18 protein-coding genes are annotated in these 17,814 nt (G+C 68.3%); 8 read left to right on the top strand and 10 right to left on the bottom strand.

Going from position 1 to position 17,814, the window contains the following annotated elements:
- Positions 1–47: 47 nt before the first annotated feature.
- Together EAH86_RS19340 and EAH86_RS19335 are read left to right on the top strand one after the other, a co-directional pair.
- Positions 48–473 (top strand): SRPBCC family protein, encoded by a 426-nt coding sequence (locus tag EAH86_RS19340; RefSeq protein ID WP_140743831.1) that lies wholly within the window; start codon positions 48–50, stop codon positions 471–473.
- A 72-nt stretch (positions 474–545) separates the two neighbouring features.
- Positions 546–1,154 (top strand): dihydrofolate reductase family protein, encoded by a 609-nt coding sequence (locus EAH86_RS19335; RefSeq protein ID WP_140743829.1) that lies wholly within the window; start codon positions 546–548, stop codon positions 1,152–1,154.
- 75 nt (positions 1,155–1,229) lie between these two features.
- On the opposite strand, the gene EAH86_RS19330 is transcribed toward EAH86_RS19335, so the two are convergent.
- Positions 1,230–1,688 (bottom strand): hypothetical protein, encoded by a 459-nt coding sequence (locus EAH86_RS19330; RefSeq protein ID WP_140743827.1) that lies wholly within the window; start codon positions 1,686–1,688, stop codon positions 1,230–1,232.
- A 225-nt stretch (positions 1,689–1,913) separates the two neighbouring features.
- Positions 1,914–2,393, bottom strand: coding sequence for a GNAT family N-acetyltransferase (locus tag EAH86_RS19325; RefSeq protein WP_338325264.1), 480 nt, complete (start codon positions 2,391–2,393; stop codon positions 1,914–1,916).
- Positions 2,394–2,731: 338 nt separating this feature from the next.
- Here EAH86_RS19325 and EAH86_RS19320 point away from each other — a divergent pair, with 338 nt between their 5' ends.
- The 5 genes from EAH86_RS19320 to EAH86_RS19300 all read left to right on the top strand — a co-directional run bounded on the left by EAH86_RS19320 (position 2,732) and on the right by EAH86_RS19300 (position 10,091).
- Entirely contained in the window at positions 2,732–3,457 is a 726-nt protein-coding gene (locus EAH86_RS19320; RefSeq protein WP_140743901.1) for a ZIP family metal transporter, read from the top strand.
- Positions 3,458–3,881: 424 nt separating this feature from the next.
- The gene (nrdR, locus tag EAH86_RS19315; RefSeq protein ID WP_140743825.1) at positions 3,882–4,394 is read left to right on the top strand and encodes a transcriptional regulator NrdR; all 513 of its coding nucleotides are present in this window, start codon (positions 3,882–3,884) and stop codon (positions 4,392–4,394) included.
- 197 nt (positions 4,395–4,591) lie between these two features.
- Positions 4,592–7,522, top strand: coding sequence for a vitamin B12-dependent ribonucleotide reductase (locus EAH86_RS19310; RefSeq protein WP_140743823.1), 2,931 nt, complete (start codon positions 4,592–4,594; stop codon positions 7,520–7,522).
- A 326-nt stretch (positions 7,523–7,848) separates the two neighbouring features.
- Positions 7,849–9,441: a nucleotidyltransferase domain-containing protein gene (locus EAH86_RS19305; RefSeq protein ID WP_140743821.1), complete on the top strand. Its 1,593-nt coding sequence runs from the start codon at positions 7,849–7,851 to the stop codon at positions 9,439–9,441.
- Positions 9,438–10,091, top strand: coding sequence for a hypothetical protein (locus EAH86_RS19300; protein WP_140743819.1), 654 nt, complete (start codon positions 9,438–9,440; stop codon positions 10,089–10,091). The genes EAH86_RS19305 and EAH86_RS19300 overlap by 4 nt, the downstream gene beginning before the upstream one ends.
- A 33-nt stretch (positions 10,092–10,124) precedes the next feature.
- On the opposite strand, the gene EAH86_RS19295 is transcribed toward EAH86_RS19300, so the two are convergent.
- From EAH86_RS19295 to EAH86_RS19270, 7 genes are all read right to left on the bottom strand, one after another.
- Complete coding sequence (locus EAH86_RS19295) at positions 10,125–11,429, bottom strand: Shedu anti-phage system protein SduA domain-containing protein (protein WP_140743817.1); 1,305 nt, start codon at positions 11,427–11,429, stop codon at positions 10,125–10,127.
- Between the two features lie 78 nt (positions 11,430–11,507).
- Positions 11,508–11,669, bottom strand: coding sequence for a hypothetical protein (locus EAH86_RS20350; RefSeq protein ID WP_161988717.1), 162 nt, complete (start codon positions 11,667–11,669; stop codon positions 11,508–11,510).
- The gene (locus EAH86_RS19290; RefSeq protein WP_140743815.1) at positions 11,666–12,463 is read right to left on the bottom strand and encodes a helix-turn-helix domain-containing protein; all 798 of its coding nucleotides are present in this window, start codon (positions 12,461–12,463) and stop codon (positions 11,666–11,668) included. The genes EAH86_RS20350 and EAH86_RS19290 overlap by 4 nt, the downstream gene beginning before the upstream one ends.
- A complete protein-coding gene (locus EAH86_RS19285; RefSeq protein ID WP_140743813.1) occupies positions 12,460–13,809 on the bottom strand; it encodes a hypothetical protein in 1,350 nt (449 codons plus the stop codon). The genes EAH86_RS19290 and EAH86_RS19285 overlap by 4 nt, the downstream gene beginning before the upstream one ends.
- Entirely contained in the window at positions 13,806–14,546 is a 741-nt protein-coding gene (locus EAH86_RS19280) for an ATP-binding protein (RefSeq protein WP_161988716.1), read from the bottom strand. The genes EAH86_RS19285 and EAH86_RS19280 overlap by 4 nt, the downstream gene beginning before the upstream one ends.
- Positions 14,543–16,084: a DDE-type integrase/transposase/recombinase gene (locus EAH86_RS19275; RefSeq protein WP_140743809.1), complete on the bottom strand. Its 1,542-nt coding sequence runs from the start codon at positions 16,082–16,084 to the stop codon at positions 14,543–14,545. Before EAH86_RS19275 ends, EAH86_RS19280 begins: the two co-directional genes overlap by 4 nt.
- The gene (locus EAH86_RS19270) at positions 16,084–16,713 is read right to left on the bottom strand and encodes a hypothetical protein (protein WP_140743807.1); all 630 of its coding nucleotides are present in this window, start codon (positions 16,711–16,713) and stop codon (positions 16,084–16,086) included. Before EAH86_RS19270 ends, EAH86_RS19275 begins: the two co-directional genes overlap by 1 nt.
- A gap of 235 nt (positions 16,714–16,948) precedes the next feature.
- Here EAH86_RS19270 and EAH86_RS20580 point away from each other — a divergent pair, with 235 nt between their 5' ends.
- Positions 16,949–17,266: a helix-turn-helix transcriptional regulator gene (locus EAH86_RS20580; RefSeq protein WP_194150795.1), complete on the top strand. Its 318-nt coding sequence runs from the start codon at positions 16,949–16,951 to the stop codon at positions 17,264–17,266.
- Between the two features lie 29 nt (positions 17,267–17,295).
- Here the strand turns inward: EAH86_RS20580 and EAH86_RS19260 are convergent, their stop codons facing one another.
- Positions 17,296–17,595 (bottom strand): DUF3263 domain-containing protein, encoded by a 300-nt coding sequence (locus EAH86_RS19260; protein WP_140743803.1) that lies wholly within the window; start codon positions 17,593–17,595, stop codon positions 17,296–17,298.
- Positions 17,596–17,814: the final 219 nt, after the last annotated feature.

Raw genomic sequence — 17,814 nt, 5'->3', positions numbered from 1 at the left:
GCCCGCATCCTCTCGAAGACCGCCGACAAGTGCGCGACCATGGCGGCATGAAACAGAGCACGACCGTCGACATCGCGGCACCACCCGAGCGGGTCTGGGAGGTGCTGGCCGACGTCGAGCGGTGGTCGGAGTGGACCGAGACGGTGACCTGGGTACGGCGCCTGGACGAGGGGCCGCTGCGATCCGGATCGCGGGCAAAGATCAACCAGCCCAAGATCCCCGAGACCGAGTACGTCGTCACCGAGCTCGAACCGGGTCAGTCGTTCACCTGGGTGGCGACCGGACCCGGGATCACGACCACGGCGCGGCACACCGTGGAATCGCTGCCGGGTGGCGGGAGCCGGGTGCGGTTGGCGGTCGAGCAGGGCGGGCTGGTCGGGTCGGTGATGGCCCGGTTCTACCACGGCCTGACCGACCGCTACCTCGCCACCGAGGCGGCTGGTCTGAAGGCGCGCTGCGAGGGCGACCGATGAGTTCGTGCCCCGTCGCCGGTCGATATGCCTGGTAGGTCCAATGACCAGGAGCACCACGACCAGGAGGCAGAGATGAGCAAGGTGGGCGCGAGCATCACGATGTCGGTGGACGGCTACATCACCGGACCTGACGACGGTCCGGGCAAGGGGCTGGGAGAGGGCGGCGAACGGCTGCACTACTGGGTGTTCGGCGGTCCGTGGGCCTACGACGCGGAGCCCGGCTCACAGCCCGGGTCCGACCTGGGCGGCGTCGAGAAGGAGTGGATGGATGCCGCCTTCGCGAGGATGGGCGCTGCTGTCGCCGGCCGGTGGATGTACGAGGCGGCAGGGCACTGGGGTGACCAGAACCCGTGGGGCGTCCCGACCTTCATCGTCACGCACCGGCCGGAGGAGCAGCCCGAAGGGGACGCCTTCGTGTTCGTGGACGGCGTGGTGGAGGCCATCGACAGGGCCAAGGCAGCTGCGGGCGACAAGGACGTGGCGATCAGCGGTGGTGCCGACATCATCCGCCAGGCGCTCGCCGCCGGGCTGGTCGACGAGCTCAGCATCGTCGTGGCCCCGCTGATCCTGGGCGGAGGCAAGCGGTTGTTCGAGGGGTTCGAGCAGGACATCGAGCTGACCCACCTGGGCGTCCGGCAGAGCGAGCACGCGACCTTCATCGACTACGCCGTGAAGCAGTAGTTCCCGTGGCGTTTCGCTCGTAGACGAGGGCCTTCGGCTTGCGGGCGTCGACGGTGCCGGCAGCCGTCGCCGGCGTCAGCCGGTGAGCTGGAAAGGAGCAAGGGCGTTCTTGAGGCTCGCACTGCCAGTGGCCGAGAGGTTGAACTGCTGGGGCGCGAACGCCGAGAGGGTCGACGGAATGGTCAACGACACGTTGGAGAACTTCCCCTCCGCGTTGGCCTTGGTCGTGCCCACCTGATCGACGTGGAACCGGAAGGTCACCCGCTCACCCGGCCCGAACCCCTCGCCACTCACCTTCACCGTGGTGCCCCCGGGCCCGCTGTCGCGGTTGAGGAAGAGCGAGGCCGGGCCGATGTCGACGTGTGGCGTCGCGATGGTGGAACTGGAGCTGCTGGCCGGGTGACTCACCGGCCCCTCGTCACTGACGAAGAGCTTGAACACCCCGAACACGGCCGTGATCATGACCGCGATGGCGGTGACTGCCTTGACCACCGTCATCAGGGTGCCGCCACTCTCGCCATCCTTTGCGGCCATGCCGAATCCCCTCGATGCCGGGCCTGTGTTCCAAGCGTCCTAGCGTCGTCTGGCCTCGGGATCGTCCGTTTGCATAAGATCGCCTCCGACTGCCAGCGGCACAGGTTCAGGCCAAGGACCGTCGCATCACCAGTCGCGGCAGCTTGCTGGCGACCGCATCGGTCGTCCCGACGACCGCGAAACCGGCCTTCTCGAACATGCTGCGGGTCCCCACGAAGGCCATCGTCAGGTCCATCCGCCCGGGTCGCCCGGGTCGACCGGGTGGGCCTCGACGGCCGGCGCGCCGTGCGACGCGGCATACGCCACCGCGCCCTCGATGAGGCGTCCTGTCACGCCGCGCCTGCGGAATCCGGAACGCACCACGACGCACACGATGCTCCACACCGGCAGGTCGTCGGTGGGCCGGATGAGCTTGGACCGCGCTAGCCGGGTGATCTCCGCACGGGGGCCGATGTTGCACCAGCCGACCGGCTCGCCGTCGAGGTAGGTGACCACCCCGGGCGGATGCTCTCGTTCGCAGAGGTTGCGCATCGCCCGCTCCCGTGCGTCCTTGCCGGGTCCGCCGAGCTCAGTGATCTCCTTGGCCTGGAGGCGGTGCGACAGGCACCAGCAGTGGGTGGGCCGACGGTTCCTGTTGATGACGTCGGCGAAGTCCTCGAACCGGTCCGGCGTCACCGGGTGCGTCTCCCAGACCTCCTCGCTCATCCACCCACTCAACCACCCGGCAGTGGCGCGAGATCCCTGCGCAGCGGCCCTCATGAGCCTCCACACAGCACCGCGTAGTCAGCGCTCCCGTCCAGGTCCAGCACGAGAGGGCGGCACCGGAGCGCGCGAGCGCTTGGGCGCTGGCGGGGGCGGTTCCGGAAGCCCCGTCCGTGATGACGGCAACCGTGCTGCCGAGTCGACAGGTGTTCATGGTGGTCCTCTCCAAGTGGTCCCTTGAGCGTGCTCGGCCGCGGACTGCGCGAGTAGTGTCCAAGGTCCTGCTGCCGCATCGGCGCAGGTCAGCGTGGTCGTGGATCGCCGAAGGACAGGAGACGCGGGTGCTCGAAGCAGGGTTCTGGGGGTTCGTCGGGGGATTCGCGCTACTCATCGGGGCGGCAGCAGGCATCTGGCTGCCTGCCTCCAAGCGCGTCATCGGCTGGGTCATGGCGATCGGCTCAGGGGTGCTCGTCAGTGCGCTGACCTTCGAGCTGGCGGGAAAGGCCTACGACAAGGCCGGGGGAGTCTCGACGGTCCTGGGCCTGCTTGCCGGGTCGGTCGTGTTCTTCCTCGGCGACTGGTGGATCGACAGCCGCGGTGGCCACCGTCGCAAGAGTCCCAACGGCCCCCAGGCCGGCGCGGCTGGGACCGCGCTCGCGCTCGGTGCCCTGCTCGACGGCATACCGGAGTCTGCGGCGATCGGCGTGAGCACGATCGGCGGGGGAGGCGTGGGCGTCGCGGTCGTCGCCGCAGTGTTCCTGTCCAACATCCCCGAAGGCCTGTCGTCCTCGGCCGGGATGAAGTCGGCAGGGCACAGCACGCGCTTCATCATGGGCATGTGGCTGGCGGTCACAGCAGCCTCCACCGTCGCAGCGGCGCTCGGCGGGGTCCTGCTCGACGGAGCCGACCCGGCCGTCGTGGCGACGATCCAGGCGTTTGCAGCCGGGGCGATCCTCACGATGCTCGCCGACACGATGCTGCCCGAGGCCGTGGAGCACGCCGGACGGCTCGTGGGCCTGCTCACGGTGGTGGGGTTCAGCGCCGCGTTCCTGCTCTCGATGGCCTGAGTCCCCGGGGCCCGCACGGCCCGAAACGGCCCGAAACGGCCCGAGAGGGCCTACGAGCGGGCGTGGGAAGCGCACCCACCACATGTAGGGGCGCTGGGCGACGGCCGACCCCACATCTGGGCGCCTCTGACGTCACACCAGTCACACCAGCACCAATTTAAGGGTGGTCGCGGCGTGTCGCGCCGCGCCGCCGCAGGCCGCTGACCTGCGGCGATGCACACTTCGAGACAAGTTTCCGGGAACGGCTTGCGTCCTAGGTCACAGGGGGGCACACTATCCCTACATCTAGTGGTTACACCGCTGTAGTTCGTCCACATGTAGTGCACAGGCCAGGGCGGGTTGTCCACACGTTGTCCCCAGTACGTCCACAGTCTTGTCCCCAGATTTGCCGCCAGACGACCCCCACCACCGGAAGGAGATCGACATGCACTGCCCGTTCTGCCGTCACACCGACTCCCGCGTGATGGACTCGCGCACCACCGATGACGGCAGCTCCATCCGTCGGCGTCGCCAGTGCCCCGAGTGCGGTCGTCGCTTCACCACCATCGAGACGGCGAGCCTGACGGTCACCAAGCGCTCCGGCGCCAACGAGCCGTTCAGCCGCAGCAAGGTCCTGGTCGGCGTCCGCAAGGCCTGCCAGGGGCGTCCCGTCACCGAGGACGACCTCGCGATCCTGGCCCAGCGGGTCGAGGAGTGCATCCGCCAGCAGGGGCAGGCCGAGGTCGAGGCCCACGAGGTGGGCCTGGCGATCCTCGGACCGTTGCGCGAGCTCGACGAGGTCGCCTACCTGCGCTTCGCCAGTGTGTACCAGGCGTTCGACAGCCTCGAGGACTTCGAGGGTGCGATCACCCTGCTCCGCGCAGGGCGCGACGCCACCGGCACCGAGCCGGAGCCGCGAGCACGACCACAGACCCAGGCGGGTATGCCGCCGGGCTGAGCCCGCGGCATACCCGCCTTCCCGCCCGGACCACGGGCACGACGGACTGGGCACCGCATGCCCAGCACGTCGAGCAGCACCGCACCACCAGCGGCAACGCACCACCGAAGCACCGCACCACCAGAGCAGCGCGGCACTGTCAGTGCCGCACGAGACAATCAAACTAAGAAGTACCAGGGGCTAGGGAGGCCACGAGAATGACTGAAACCGCAGGCGCTAGGGCAGGTGCTCGCAAGAGCGCTGGCAAAGGCGTGAAGGTTGAGCGGATCTACACCACCCCTGGTGTGCACCCGTACGACGAGGTGACGTGGGAGAAGCGCGACGTCGTCCAGCAGAACTGGAAGACCGGCGAGACGATCTTCGAGCAGCGCGGGGTCGAGTTCCCCGACTTCTGGTCGGTCAACGCCTCCACGATCGTGACGACCAAGTACTTCCGCGGCGCGCTCGGCACCGACAAGCGTGAGACCGGGCTCAAGCAGCTCATCGACCGCGTCGTGCTGACCTACGTCAAGGCGGGCAAGGACCACGGCTACTTCTCGAACGCCGAGGACGCCGAGATCTTCGAGCACGAGCTGACCTACGCCCTGCTGCACCAGGTGTTCAGCTTCAACTCCCCGGTGTGGTTCAACGTCGGCACCGCCAGCCCGCAGCAGGTCTCCGCCTGCTTCATCCTCGCCGTTGACGACTCGATGGACTCGATCCTCAACTGGTACAAGGAAGAGGGCTTCATCTTCAAGGGCGGCTCCGGCGCCGGCCTCAACCTGTCGCGGATCCGTTCCTCCAAGGAGCTGCTGTCCTCCGGTGGCACGGCTTCCGGCCCGGTCTCCTTCATGCGTGGCGCCGACGCGTCCGCGGGGACGATCAAGTCCGGTGGCGCGACCCGTCGTGCGGCCAAGATGGTCGTGCTCGACGTCGACCACCCCGACATCATGGAGTTCGTCCAGACCAAGGCGCGCGAGGAGGACAAGATCCGCGCGCTGCGTGACGCCGGCTTCGACATGGACCTCGGCGGCAAGGACATCGTGAGTGTCCAGTACCAGAACGCCAACAACTCGGTCCGCGTCAGCGACGAGTTCATGAAGGCGGTCGAGGACGGCACCGAGTTCGGGCTGCGCGCCCGCGGCACCGGTGAGGTCATCGAGACGGTCGACGCCCGCGAGCTGTTCCGCAAGATCGCGGAGGCCTCGTGGGAGTGCGCCGACCCGGGCATCCAGTACGACGACGTCATCAACGACTGGCACACCAACCCCGAGACCGGCCGGATCACCGCGTCCAACCCGTGCTCCGAGTACATGTCGCTCGACAACTCCTCGTGCAACCTGGCCTCGCTCAACCTGCTCAAGTTCCTGCGCGACGACGACACGTTCGACGCCAAGAAGTTCCAGCAGGTCGCCGAGCTGGTCATCACGGCGATGGACATCTCGATCTGCTTCGCGGACTTCCCGACCGAGGCGATCGGCGACACCACGCGTGACTACCGCCAACTGGGCATCGGCTACGCCAACCTCGGCGCGCTGCTCATGGCGACCGGTCACGGGTACGACTCCGAGGGTGGCCGCAGCCTCGCTGCCGCGATCACCTCGCTGCTCACCGGTGCCGCCTACAAGCGGTCCGCCGAGATGGCCGCCGTGGTCGGTCCGTATGCCGGGTACGCCCGGAACGCTGACGCCCACAAGCGCGTGATGCGCAAGCACCAGAGCGCCAACGACTCGATCCGTCCGCTCGACACGATGGACACGGCCATCCACCGCGCTGCCACCAAGGCGTGGGACGACGTGGTCAAGGTCGGCGAGAAGAACGGCTACCGCAACGCCCAGGCGAGCGTCTTGGCGCCCACCGGCACCATCGGCTTCATGATGGACTGCGACACCACCGGCATCGAGCCCGACTTCTCGCTGGTGAAGTTCAAGAAGCTCGTCGGTGGCGGGTCGATGCAGATCGTCAACCTGACCATCCCGCGTGCGCTCAAGAAGCTGGGCTACACCGGCGAGACCATCGAGGCGATCGTCGAGTACATCGCCGACAAGGGTCACGTCATCGACGCCCCCGGCCTCAAGACCGAGCACTACGAGATCTTCGACACCGCCATGGGCGCAAGGTCGATCGAGGCCATGGGCCACGTGCGGATGATGGCGGCGGTCCAGCCGTTCCTGTCCGGCGCGATCTCCAAGACGGTCAACCTGCCCGAGAACGCCACGGTCGAGGAGATCGAGGACGTCCACATGCAGGGCTGGAAGCTCGGCCTCAAGGCGATCGCGGTCTACCGCGACAACTGCAAGGTCGGCCAGCCGCTGTCCGATGGTGGGTCCACCGCCAAGGACGCTGCTGCTGACAAGGTCACGGCTGCTGCCGAGGCCAAGATCGAGCGAGTCGTCGAGTACCGCCCGGTGCGCAAGCGCCTGCCGAAGCGCCGGACCTCGCAGACCACGTCGTTCGCTGTGGGTGGCGCGGAGGGTTACCTCACCGCCGGCACCTACGAGTCGGGCGACCTGGGCGAGATCTTCCTCAAGTTCGGCAAGCAGGGCTCGACCCTGGCCGGCGTGATGGACGCGTTCTCGATCGCCGTGTCGATCGGCCTGCAGTACGGCGTGCCGCTGGAGACCTTCGTCGAGAAGTTCACCAACCTGCGGTTCGAGCCTGCTGGCTTGACGGACGACCCCGACGTGCGGATGGCGCAGTCGATCATGGACTACGTGTTCCGCCGCCTGGCGCTGGACCACATGGACTTCGACACCCGTTCGTTCATGGGCATCCACACCGCATCCGAGCGGGCTCGCCAGCTCGAGACCGGTTCCTACCAGGACACCGAGGCCGACGAGTCGGACGAGGAGCTCGAGGACGAGCTGGAGAACTTCAGCCAGTCCGCCCCGGTCACCAAGCCGGCAGCTGCGAAGTCCGAGGCCACGGTCGAGGGCAAGGCAATCGACGCCGACAAGGTGAAGTCCGGTGCTGGTGCCGCCTCAGCTCGTGAGGTGTCGGGCGAGGTCCACTCGTCCGCCGAGCTCCTGGAGAAGTTCCAGGGCATCTCCGCCGACGCGCCGATGTGCCTGACCTGCGGGACCAAGATGCGCCCCGCCGGCTCCTGCTACGTCTGCGAAGGCTGCGGAAGCACCAGCGGCTGCAGCTGATGACGAGTTGCGCGGAAATGTCACGCACGAGTTGCGCGGAGTGTCACGTAGTTGCGTGAGTGACAGTTTTTATCGTTATCGCTTCTCGGAGCGATAACACCGACAAAGCCGTCGCCCCGGGCCCCCTGATGGGGGTCCGGGGCGGTGGACGTTCGACAACTGAATAGAAAAGGCAGTAGGCGAAAAGCACGATGCGCCCGGCTGGAACCGGGCGCATCGTCGGCAGAACGAAGTCTGCAAATTTCCAAGTACATCAGACCACGTTCCTGTCGTTCGCGTCCAGATATCGACGTGTTAAACGAGTCACTTTCGACAGGAGAATTCTGATGACTGACAAGGTTTTTGACGCCTTCAAGGCGTTCGACAAGAAGTTGAAGCTTGACCCGGCAGTTACCCAGCAGGCGCGCGACGTTGCCGCCGACCTGGAGCAGTGCCTGCGGGATGCGGGCCTGCTGCAGTCCCGGCTGCTCCAGGGGTCGTTCGGCCGCAAGACCATGCGCCCGCCGCTCAAGGACGTCGACATGGTCGTGGTCCTGCCGGACCGCCTGGCGGAGCACCGCACCGAGCCCGGCATGTCCCAGTGGGCCATGGACGAGTTCCGTAAGGCCATCGTCGCTGCGAACATCCTGCCCGGGGTCGCCTTCGACGTGGACGAGGAACACGCGCACGCCCTCCAGCTGACCATCCCCGGGCTGGACTTCACGGTCGACCTGGTGCCGGCGTTCGAGACCGAGAGCCCCGACGACGGCTGGCTCTACATCGCGGACCGCGAGAAGGACCAGTGGACCAAGCTGTCCGACGTACGGCTGCTGCGCGACAAGGTCGCCGCACGCAACCAGGACTGCGGTGGGGTCTGGGTCAACCAGGTCCGGCAGGCGAAGCACTCCCTCGACCGGGACGCGGAGGTCAAAGGGCTGGTCTGCGGACTGCTGGTGGAGTCCATTGCCTACGAGGCGGTCACCAAGAAGATGGCGCCGCAGCAGGCCATGGTCGCCATCTTCACCGTCGCCGTGGACAAGCTGTCGGGGTGGTACGCCGGGCTCGCGCAGGACGACCTGACCGGCAAGTGGTCCGGTGCCGAACGCGCACAGGTCCTCCGGTTCTTCGCAGAGAACCGGCACAAGGCCGTCGAAGCGGTGCGCTTGGAGAACGCAGGCGACCCGGTCGCGGCCGTGCACGCCTGGCGCGACGTCTTCGGTGACCTGTTCCCCCAGACTGACGTCAGCTTCGCGGAGCGTCTGAAGACCATCGGTCAGGTCGGTGGGGCCGTGACCGCGGACGGCCTGCTGACCACGGCCGCCGGGAACGCGCGCCCGGCCCGCCCCTGGCGCGCGGTCGCCGTCGACGAGGTCAGCACCCTGCCCACCACCTCGCTGGCCTCCACGCGCTCGAAGGTCGAAGCCTCGGCACCGTCGATGGATGACCTGCTGGCTGACCCTGCCCGCGTTGCCAAGGACGTCGCCTCCGGCGCCGTGGTGTGGGGGGCGGCGAACGTCGTGGGTCGCCCACTCAGCAACGGGCTCGCGGTCAAGCTCGAGCTGGACCTCCTTCCCCTGCCCGAAGCCGCCGCGGAGGGGTACCCGGCGGAACGGGTTCGCGTGGTCGTGACGCGCGAGCGCAAGGTGATGGTGTACCCGGTCAGCGGGCGCGGGCGGACCTGGCGTCACCGCAACGACTTCGACCCGCGGATGCTGTGCCTGCAGTACCCCGGCGACGACCCCGCCCTGCTCTGGCTGTGGGACGACGGGCTGGAGGACCTGCTGACGAGGGTGCGCCTGCATGTGCTGTCCGAGGAGGCGTTCCGCCGTGAGGGGCAGTGGCCCGGGGAAGAGCTCCCGCACGGCAACCCGCAGAACGGTGTGGTGTGGCCGGTCGCCAACCAGGCCATGCGCGACGCCCTCAAGAAGTGGTCACGATGAACGACGTCCTCCGAGCCATCATCGGTGACGACGGCAAGGGTGCCGGTTGGGTCATCCTCACCGCCATCCTGACCAGCGGCGTGGTGACCGTCCTGGTCACCAAGCTGTTCGAACGTGGAGCCAAACGCGATGAGCGAGTACGCGACGGGTACGCGGACAGCACTGCGGTCCTCGTGGCCTGGGGCGAGTTCCCGTACCGCGTCGCCCGCCGCACGTCCAACGAACCCAACGTCGGTGCCGAGCTGGTGGGCCGCGCCCACGACGCACAGGAAGCGCTGGAATGCAGGCGTGCCTGGGTGGTCGGGGAGTCCGTTGTGATGAGCGAGGTCTACTCAGCCATCACCGCGCAGCTGCGTCCTCAGGTCGCCGAGGCGACTCAGGCCGCATGGCGGCGGGCGCCAGCGACGACCGGGGCTGGCATGGTGCTCTCCGACGGACAGCCGATGCCGCACGTCGACGTTCAGCGCTTCGTAGACCTGTGGTGTGCCGCGCTGCGATACCGGTTCGGGTGGCGTCGATGGGTGTTCCCCGCCCCCCTGCTGCGGTTCAAGCTCGCCCGGCGCGGCGTTCTTCTTGCGTTGCCGGCCCCTTCGCCGATTCGCGGCGTGCCCAACCTGGGGGGTCAGTCGCCCGGAGGACTCAGTGTCTGACCCGCTCGCTCGGACGCGACGGGGAGGCTATGGTCACCGTCGCCTTGCCTGCTCAAGCCGCTTAACATTCTGCAATAGGTCGTCATAGGTAATGACCTTCGACCCGGGGGGCCTGTCGTCCCAAAGCCGGCGCAGCTGGAGCGGGTCGTCAAGCGCAGGGGTGCGTCCGATGACGACGGTCAGTTGGGGCCGGTACGCCAGCAGGCCGTACCGTTGTTGGACACTCTCACGATTGGCGGGGATATCGAAGTACGCCCCGTACTCCCGAACCTGTGCGAGGGCATCCCGCACGGCCCGGCCGAAGTGGCGCCGGTCCTTCGCCCCCGTCACGAGCGGCGCCGTAGGTAGTTTCAAGTCGAGTACGTCGGCATGAGCCCCAGTCACATCGAGCATGAAGTCCGGAATGAGGGGTCCATCGCCGTCACGCGCCAACACGGGGTGAGGCACGACGCGGTCATACTCGATGCCCGTCAAGAAGTTGGGATTGCGTTCGAAAAACCGCTGAAGGTCCTGCTCTTTTACGGCCGCGTCGTTGATGAGGTCCTCCAACTCGGCTATCTCGCCCGACCAGTCTCGTGAGGCTCGACCGAGGGTGACGAGTGGCGCGGCGCGAAGCCGCTCCGATGTCGGGGTGAGCAGAAGCGACTCTGGCATGCGGACGGCCCTCGCCACGGCCACCCGCCCGGCTGCGCCTTCGACAAGCATCAACTCCGGCTCGCCGGGTTCCCCGCCGCTGAGCCAGCGCTCGGCGGCAGCCAGACCTCCGCGAATGAACGCCTCCGCCGCCCCAACCACCTGTACAGGGCGACGTGCGCCAAGTCGTTCGAGCAAGCTGTACAGGGCGTCGACATCCACCGCTGCGTCGAGCTCCTGCAGTCGCATCATGACGGCGCGTTGGATCGTCTCGTTACCCCATGGCTCCATGACTATCAGGCGCCAATTGGGGGGCAAGTCGCTCTCTGCCCATCTGCTGGTGACGAGGAGGCTGGCCGACCCTGCGGCCCGATCCATGGATGCAACAAGCTCACGATCTACACCGGAGCCGAGTTCGTCGAGGCCATCCACGATCAGGTTGCGGGCACCTCGGCTGGCCGAGCGCAATGACGGCACGACGTCCTGCACGGACGCGAAGTCGCGAGCAGGTATGAACACCGTCGATGAATCACGAGCACTCAGGGCACGCACGACGGCACTCTTGCCGGACCATGCCACTCCGGTGAGCCACACGCGAGCCTGCTTGCGCGCCAACGCATCCCGAACCTCGCGTGAAGTCGGGGTCTCAACGAAGGAGGGCAAGCCCGCGCCTGGGGGCTCGAACCCCGAATTCTCGGGCGTCACCCGTGCGAGTGTGGCAGAACGGCGCTCTCACGTGCTCGCGAATGCGACAGCCAATCCTGTTTGGACAGGAACGCAACGTCAGCCGAAGAGGTCCCACAACCAGACCGCGATGGTCCAGATGCCGATGAGCCACGGGACGATGACGAGCAGACCGGCGATGCCGCGCAGCGTGAGGCGCGGATGCCCCGGTGTACGGGTCACGGTGACGAGCCGGCGCGTGCGGTCAGGGTTGCGTCTCATCGAGGTCTCCCGGCGGCTCTTCGGTGGGCGGGTACAGGCTTGGGTGGGGCGTGGACGTCCGCGGTGGTTGGCAGTTCGTCGAGCAGCAGGCTGAACCGCACGTCGTCGGTCAGGTCCCATTTGGCGGTGGAACCGGACTCGGCCGCTGCCGCTGCGATGAGGCCGGCGTTGCGGAGTTCGGGTAGCCGCACCTTCTGCGTGTCCTTGTTGCTGGCGAGCGGGACGACGCCGTCTCGGATCTGTTTGAGCAGCCGGACCTGGGCGATGGTCAGGCTGCGGCGTGAGAGGTGGATGCGCCACATGTCCTCGAGCGTCTGCGGGTCCACGGTGGTGACGGTGCGGGCGATGCGCACGTCGTGGTGTAGCTGGTGAAGACGCAGCCCGGCGGGACGCAGGGCTGCGTCGAGGCGGTCGAGGGCGGCGTGGGTGCGGGTGAGGTCCCAGTTGAGGGCGTCGGCGAGCCCTTCGACAGGGACCAGGACTCGGACGTCGGCCAGCAACGAGCCGACCTTGGCGACGTCGTCGTCAGCACCGGCCGGGGCCGGGCACTCCTGTTCGGGCTGGGGAATGGCGTGGGTGTTCAGGAGCTCGGGCAGGTCGAGGCCGAGGACGGCACCGACCTTGGCGAGCTGGCCGAGGGTGAGGTCGGCGTCGACGCGGCCTGCTTCGATGCTGCGGATGACGGCGGTGCTGACGCCGCAGTGCGCGGCGACGTCTCGTTCGGACAGTCCGAGCTCGAGGCGCCGGTGGCGGATGCGGTCTCGGGACAGGCGTGGTGGCTGGTGGGTGGTCATGTCAGTTCCTGGATGCTGATGCCCCACCGGGTGTACCAGCGGTCGCCGGTGGGGGAGCGGCGTTCCGAGCGCAGGCCGGTGAGGTTGAGCCCGAGCTCGAGGCGGGCGGTGTTCAGGACTGTGGCGATGGCGCGTTGGACCAGGGGCCGACCGTCCGCGTCAGCGATGAGGGGTTCGTCGTTGGCGGCGCCGTTCATGAGCCGGGCCAGCTTCTGCGCGTGGACGTAGCGGTGGGCGCCGTCCTCGATGTGGACGCGCCGCCCGGTGGGCAGGATGACGATTCGTCCGGCGTCGATGACGGACTCGAGCAGGACGTTGCCCTGGTCGGCGACGTCGATGCCGGCACCGGCCAGCGCACAGATGGCTCCTCGGTGTGGGCTCGCGTAGCCGCCGAGGCGAGCCCACAGTGCGGGCGTTCGTGCCGCGCGGCGAGGGCTGACGTTGGCGGTCCCAAGGAGCTGGGCGTTGTTGACCTGGAGGACCCACCCCAGTGAGAACGCAGCCACCTGGTAGGCGCGGATGGAGGTGAGGAAGTGCGGCACGGTGGGGGAGTCCTGCCAGACCTGGTGCAGGTGTCGGGCCACCGACTCTGCGTCGGTGTGCGTGTCCCGGGCGAGGTGGGTGGCGAACCAGTCACGGGCTGCGACAGCGGTGGCGCGGAGGTGGTCGTCGACGGCACTGAACTGCTCGGGGGTGAGCAGGTCGCGGCAGGTGGCGCGGAACGTGGTGAAGTCCGCGTCTGGGACCTGGTGCGGCCAAGGGTCGGCGGCGACGTTGGCGGTCGCTGTGACCGACAGGGAGGCCGGGCGGGCAGGAGTGCCGGGTTCGGTGACGAGGCCGGGTCGGTCGGCCCAGGCGTTCAGGAACGTGTGGGGGTCGGTGAGGTCGGTGACCCAGTCGGTGAGGACGTCGCGTTGGTCGTCGCTGAGGGCGCCGCGGCCTACGAGCCAGACGGCGGCACCGGTGGCTTGCACGTTGGTCAGCAGCTCACCCAGGAGCGCTGGGGTCAGCAGCCACGCATCCAGGACCAGAATGTGTCCGATGCGCTGGGCGAGGGCAGCGACGGTGACCTGGGTCCAGTCGCCTTCGCCGGCCCGACCCCAACCGGTCAGTCCTTGGTCGGCACCGAGCGCGGTGTGAAGGTCAGCGGGCAGCCACGCGGCCCGTCGGGTCCCGGGACGGACTTGGAACGCGGCCAGCCCGGCCTCTGGGTCGTTGAGGGCGGGCAGGGACAGCCGGGCCAGCACGCCGTCGAAGTCGTGGACTGCAACGAGTCCTCCGCTCTGAGCGAGCAACGCTTCGCGGGTCCCGACCGCCGATGAGGACGTTGTGGTTGTGGTGTTCATCGGGTGGGTCCAAGGCAGAGGGACAGGGTGGCGGCGATGACCTGTGGCGTGATGGGGCCGCCGGCGGCCAGTCGTGTGGCGTGCTGGGTGAAGTGGACCCAGTCGCGGAAGTTGCCGCGCGGGAACTTGTCGTCGATGTCGCGCAGGGTGTCGTTGCTGAGGGCGTCCAGGGCGGGGTGCAAGCGCCGCAGCGCCACGACGAGGTCTTCGTCGGTCAGCGGGCCGAACGACATCGCCGCACTGACGCGGCTGCGCAGCTCCCCGGCGCTCTTGAGCGCCTTGCCAATGTCGGAGCCCACCAGGAGCAGCGCCCAGCTGGAGTTGCCGCGGTCGTGCAGGTACCGCAGCTGCTGAAGCCCGGCGCCGGGCAGGTGGTGGGCTTCGTCGATGACCAGCACGTCGTTGCTGCCCTTGAGCTGTTCGACGATGAGGTCGACCAGTTCGTACTGAGTGCGCCCGCGTGGGTTGGCGCCCATCTCGGCGGTGAGCCGGTACGCGAGCTCCTTGGGGGTCGGCCGGTAGGACATCTGCAGCCAGTGGCTTCGCCGACCAGTCATCACCGGGTCGTGGCTGATGAAGTGCCGGACCGCGTGGGTCTTGCCGCTGCCGGGAGGGCCGTAGACGGCGGCGATGTCGTTGCTGCGCACTGTTGCTGCGAGCCCGAGCTGGGCTTTGCGGAACGCCTTGGTCGGCACCGACGCCAGCACCAGGCCGGCCGAACTGCTCAGAGTGCTCACTGGCCGAGTCCTTCCTGGGCGTCGTCCAGAGCCAGCAGGGCGTCGTCGTCGGGGGCGATGTCCCAGTCGTTCGCCTCCCGCACCGGCTTGCGCCTGCCTGCCAGTTCGGCGTCGACTGCGGCGTCGGTGGCTGCGGTCCGGGCTCGCTGGGTGCGGGAGCGGGCCGCGTCGTTGATGTGGGCGCGGGCAGTCGCGTACGTCTCGCGGCGCCCGGCCAGGATGCGGCGACGCTCGTCGGCGTCGAGCCCAGCGGCGGGGTACGCCTCGCACAGGTACTTGCCCTCGTAGAACACGGCGATGACGGAGGTGTCGTGGGGTAGGACCCGCACCTCGACCTTGCGACGCACGATGGAGCCGAGCTCGGAGGCGAGGTACTTGATGTTGCCGACGCTGATGCCGTCGCGGTTGACGGTGCGGGGGCGGGGCGCCGCGAGGGAGAACTGGTGCAGGACTGCCGGGTCAACGAAGACCAGGGGCGTCGTGTCCTGCGCCCACTTCGCGGCAGGGGTGCACCCAAGGGCCTCGTGGACCCGGTCGTTGTTGTACTGCTGCACCCAGGCGAGGGCGTGCATCGTGAGGGTCTGAAGCGTCAGCACCTGTCCCAGGGTGTTGCGCCACGGCTGCCGCCCGGTGAACGTCTTGGGACCGTGGGTGGCGCCTGGCAGACGGTCGTAGCACTCGGCCTGGCTGCTGAGGTGCCAGCGCTCAATCTTGCCCTTCTGCCACGGGGTGTACGGGGTGCACGCCTGTGGGCTGATGCCCAGACGAGCGCACGCGGTCGTGACAGCCTCGTTGAGGAACTCCTTGCCGTTGTCCCACCGGATGGTCTCGGGCAGGCCGCCGATGCGCGTGCCGTCGGGCAGCTGCTGGCCCCGGACGCCGGCTGCAATCGCGGCGACGACGTCATCGGCGCGAGGCTGAGTTGCGGTGATGACTGTGGCGACGACCACGCGGGTGGCGTCGTCGATGAACGTCGTCTGCCACGGCTTGACCCGACCCACGCCGGTCTCGGTGGTGACGTCCACCGGAATCTCCTGCGCGTCGGCCTGCCAGACGGCGTTGCGGTGCGGCGCGGTGTACGTCAGGAACAGGCTGTTGTTGATGAAACCTTCACGGCCACCGCGGCGGGCCACCGTGGCGTACAGGGCCGAGTCGGTCTTCTTCTTCATGGTCCGCGTGAAGGCGGGGTACCCGGGAACGTCGATATCGGCGTGCGACTGCAGCTGCTGCCAGGCGTCCTTCAGGGTGCTGTTGGCCGCAAGGGCGGACAGCACCTCCGGGTGATACCACCACCGGTTCACCGCCAGCTGCGGGTCACCGGCCAAGGTGGTGACCTCGTCGAGCACGTCGTCGAGCCCCGCGGTGCCGGTTCCGGTCAGACTGGCTCGGTGCGCGGACCAGTAGCGCTGCGTCTGGCGCGGTGAGATGCCGAAGGCGGCGGCGACCTGGTGAACGGCGGTCCTGGGTACCGACCCGTCGGGGCGCGCTTGGGCGGTGAGCATGGAGACGGCAGCGGTGCGCTGGCTCAGCGGAAGCATCAGGCCACCACCAGGACGGTCGCAAGCGAGCCAGCGACCGATGCTGCGGCGGGCTCGAGGGCGGTCCACAGCGTCTCGGGGCGCGCCTCAAAGCTGGGGTCAACGCTGTCGTTCGTCAGCACCAGGGTGCGCCGGGGTGCGTGCAGGTCCACGACACGGGTGGCTGCAACGTGCTGCGTTGACGTCCACGTGTTCAGCGCATGCCGCGCCGCGTCGTCGAGCAGGGAGGCGCACTGCACCGGGGCGCGCAGCACGTCGACCACCAGGGTGCTGGTCGCGTCGTTCTTCCACACCAGAGCTGGGGCCGACCCGGACTCGGTGGTGTTACCGCCCGAAACGAGGATCCAGCCCAGTGGGGGGTGCAGGATGCGTCCGTACCCGATGACGGCGCCCAGCAGCCGCTGCACCGATGCGGTCGCGAACCGGCCACGCGGGCGTCCCGGCCAGGACTGGTGCACCTGCGCGCAGGTGGCGAGCACGCGCTCCGGCTCCCACATCCGCACGGGACCGGCCAGCGGCGGCCCGTCCTGGGCCCACAGCTGCGTGATGGTGGTCGCGGTGCGCTGTGCCAGACCTCGGGTGGGGTCTGTGCCTTGGCCGTTCGTGTCGACCGAATCGTGTGCGTTCATCGACTGCTCCTAGCAGTTCGCAGGTGGTGCTCGGCTCGACCCTGCTGCAATGCAAGCGGACGCCACCGACAAGGGGGAGGCGTCCTTCAGGGTTCGAGCGGTGCGGTTGTCGAGGAAGTACCGTGCCGGTGCGGGCCCAAAATTCGGTCGTAGGCGGGACGCATTCGGTTGCAGGCAGGCAGCATGTGGTGCGTTGCAGGGAAAGTCGGACGTTTGGGGTGCATACCGTCCGGACGTGTCCTCATCGAATCGGCGCCGTCCCGGGCCCGCGACCTACGGTCCGGCGGCGAACTGGCCCGAGGGTCCCTTCCCGGCCGCGAAGGACCCAGCGACGCTGCTCGCGATTCAGACCGCGGCCGAAGTAGCCACCGCAGTGCGAGTCGAACGCGCCGCCCGGTTCTGGTCGCAGGAAAAGCTTGCCGACGAGGCCAAGGTCAGCCGCACCACCGTCACGCGTCTGGAGGCGGGCAGCGGCTGGGTCGACTTCCAGGTGCTGGTTCGCGTCGCGAACGTCCTCGAGCTGAAGGTCGCCCTGGTACCCCTGAGGCAGTAGGCAGCCCTCGGCCTGCCCGGTCACAGCCGTCAGGGCCCGCCGTGGCTCGGGCCGGGAGAACCAGGGGCCGCCGTGGGCTCGGTGAAGTCGTTGCGGCGGGGGGTGCGACTGCGCTGATTCCGGGCGCGCAGACGTCGCAAGCGGTTCACCAGCAAAGGGTCGTGGGCCAGCGCCGCTTCGCTGTCCAGCAAGGCGTTGAGCTGCTGGTAGTAGTTGGTGGCGCCCACCCCGAACCGGGTGCGGATGGCCTGCTCCTTGGATCCGGCGCCGGCGAACGTGCCCGCCTCGAAGTCGAGGATGTCGCGCTGGCGTGCCGAGAGTTCCTCCATACCCAGCAGCGTGCCGTCGCCGCAACGCGTGGCAGCGCCTGTGCGCCGGGCTGAGAGATGCCGGTTAGGAGGTCGCCTTCGCGGCGTCTGGATGAGGCCGGCTGCGCGCCCGGCCGACGGTCGCGCACCGCCTCGTCGTAGCGCCCAGAGTGTCGCGTGGAATCGGCTCAAAGTGTCGTGAACAAAAGTCCCAGAGTGTAGTTTGCGCAGGTCAGCGCC

This window comes from Pedococcus bigeumensis (genome assembly GCF_006438965.1).
In the GTDB taxonomy this organism is placed as follows: Bacteria; Actinomycetota; Actinomycetes; order Actinomycetales; family Dermatophilaceae; genus Pedococcus; species Pedococcus bigeumensis_A.
This window is presented reverse-complemented; position numbering and strand designations above follow the sequence as displayed.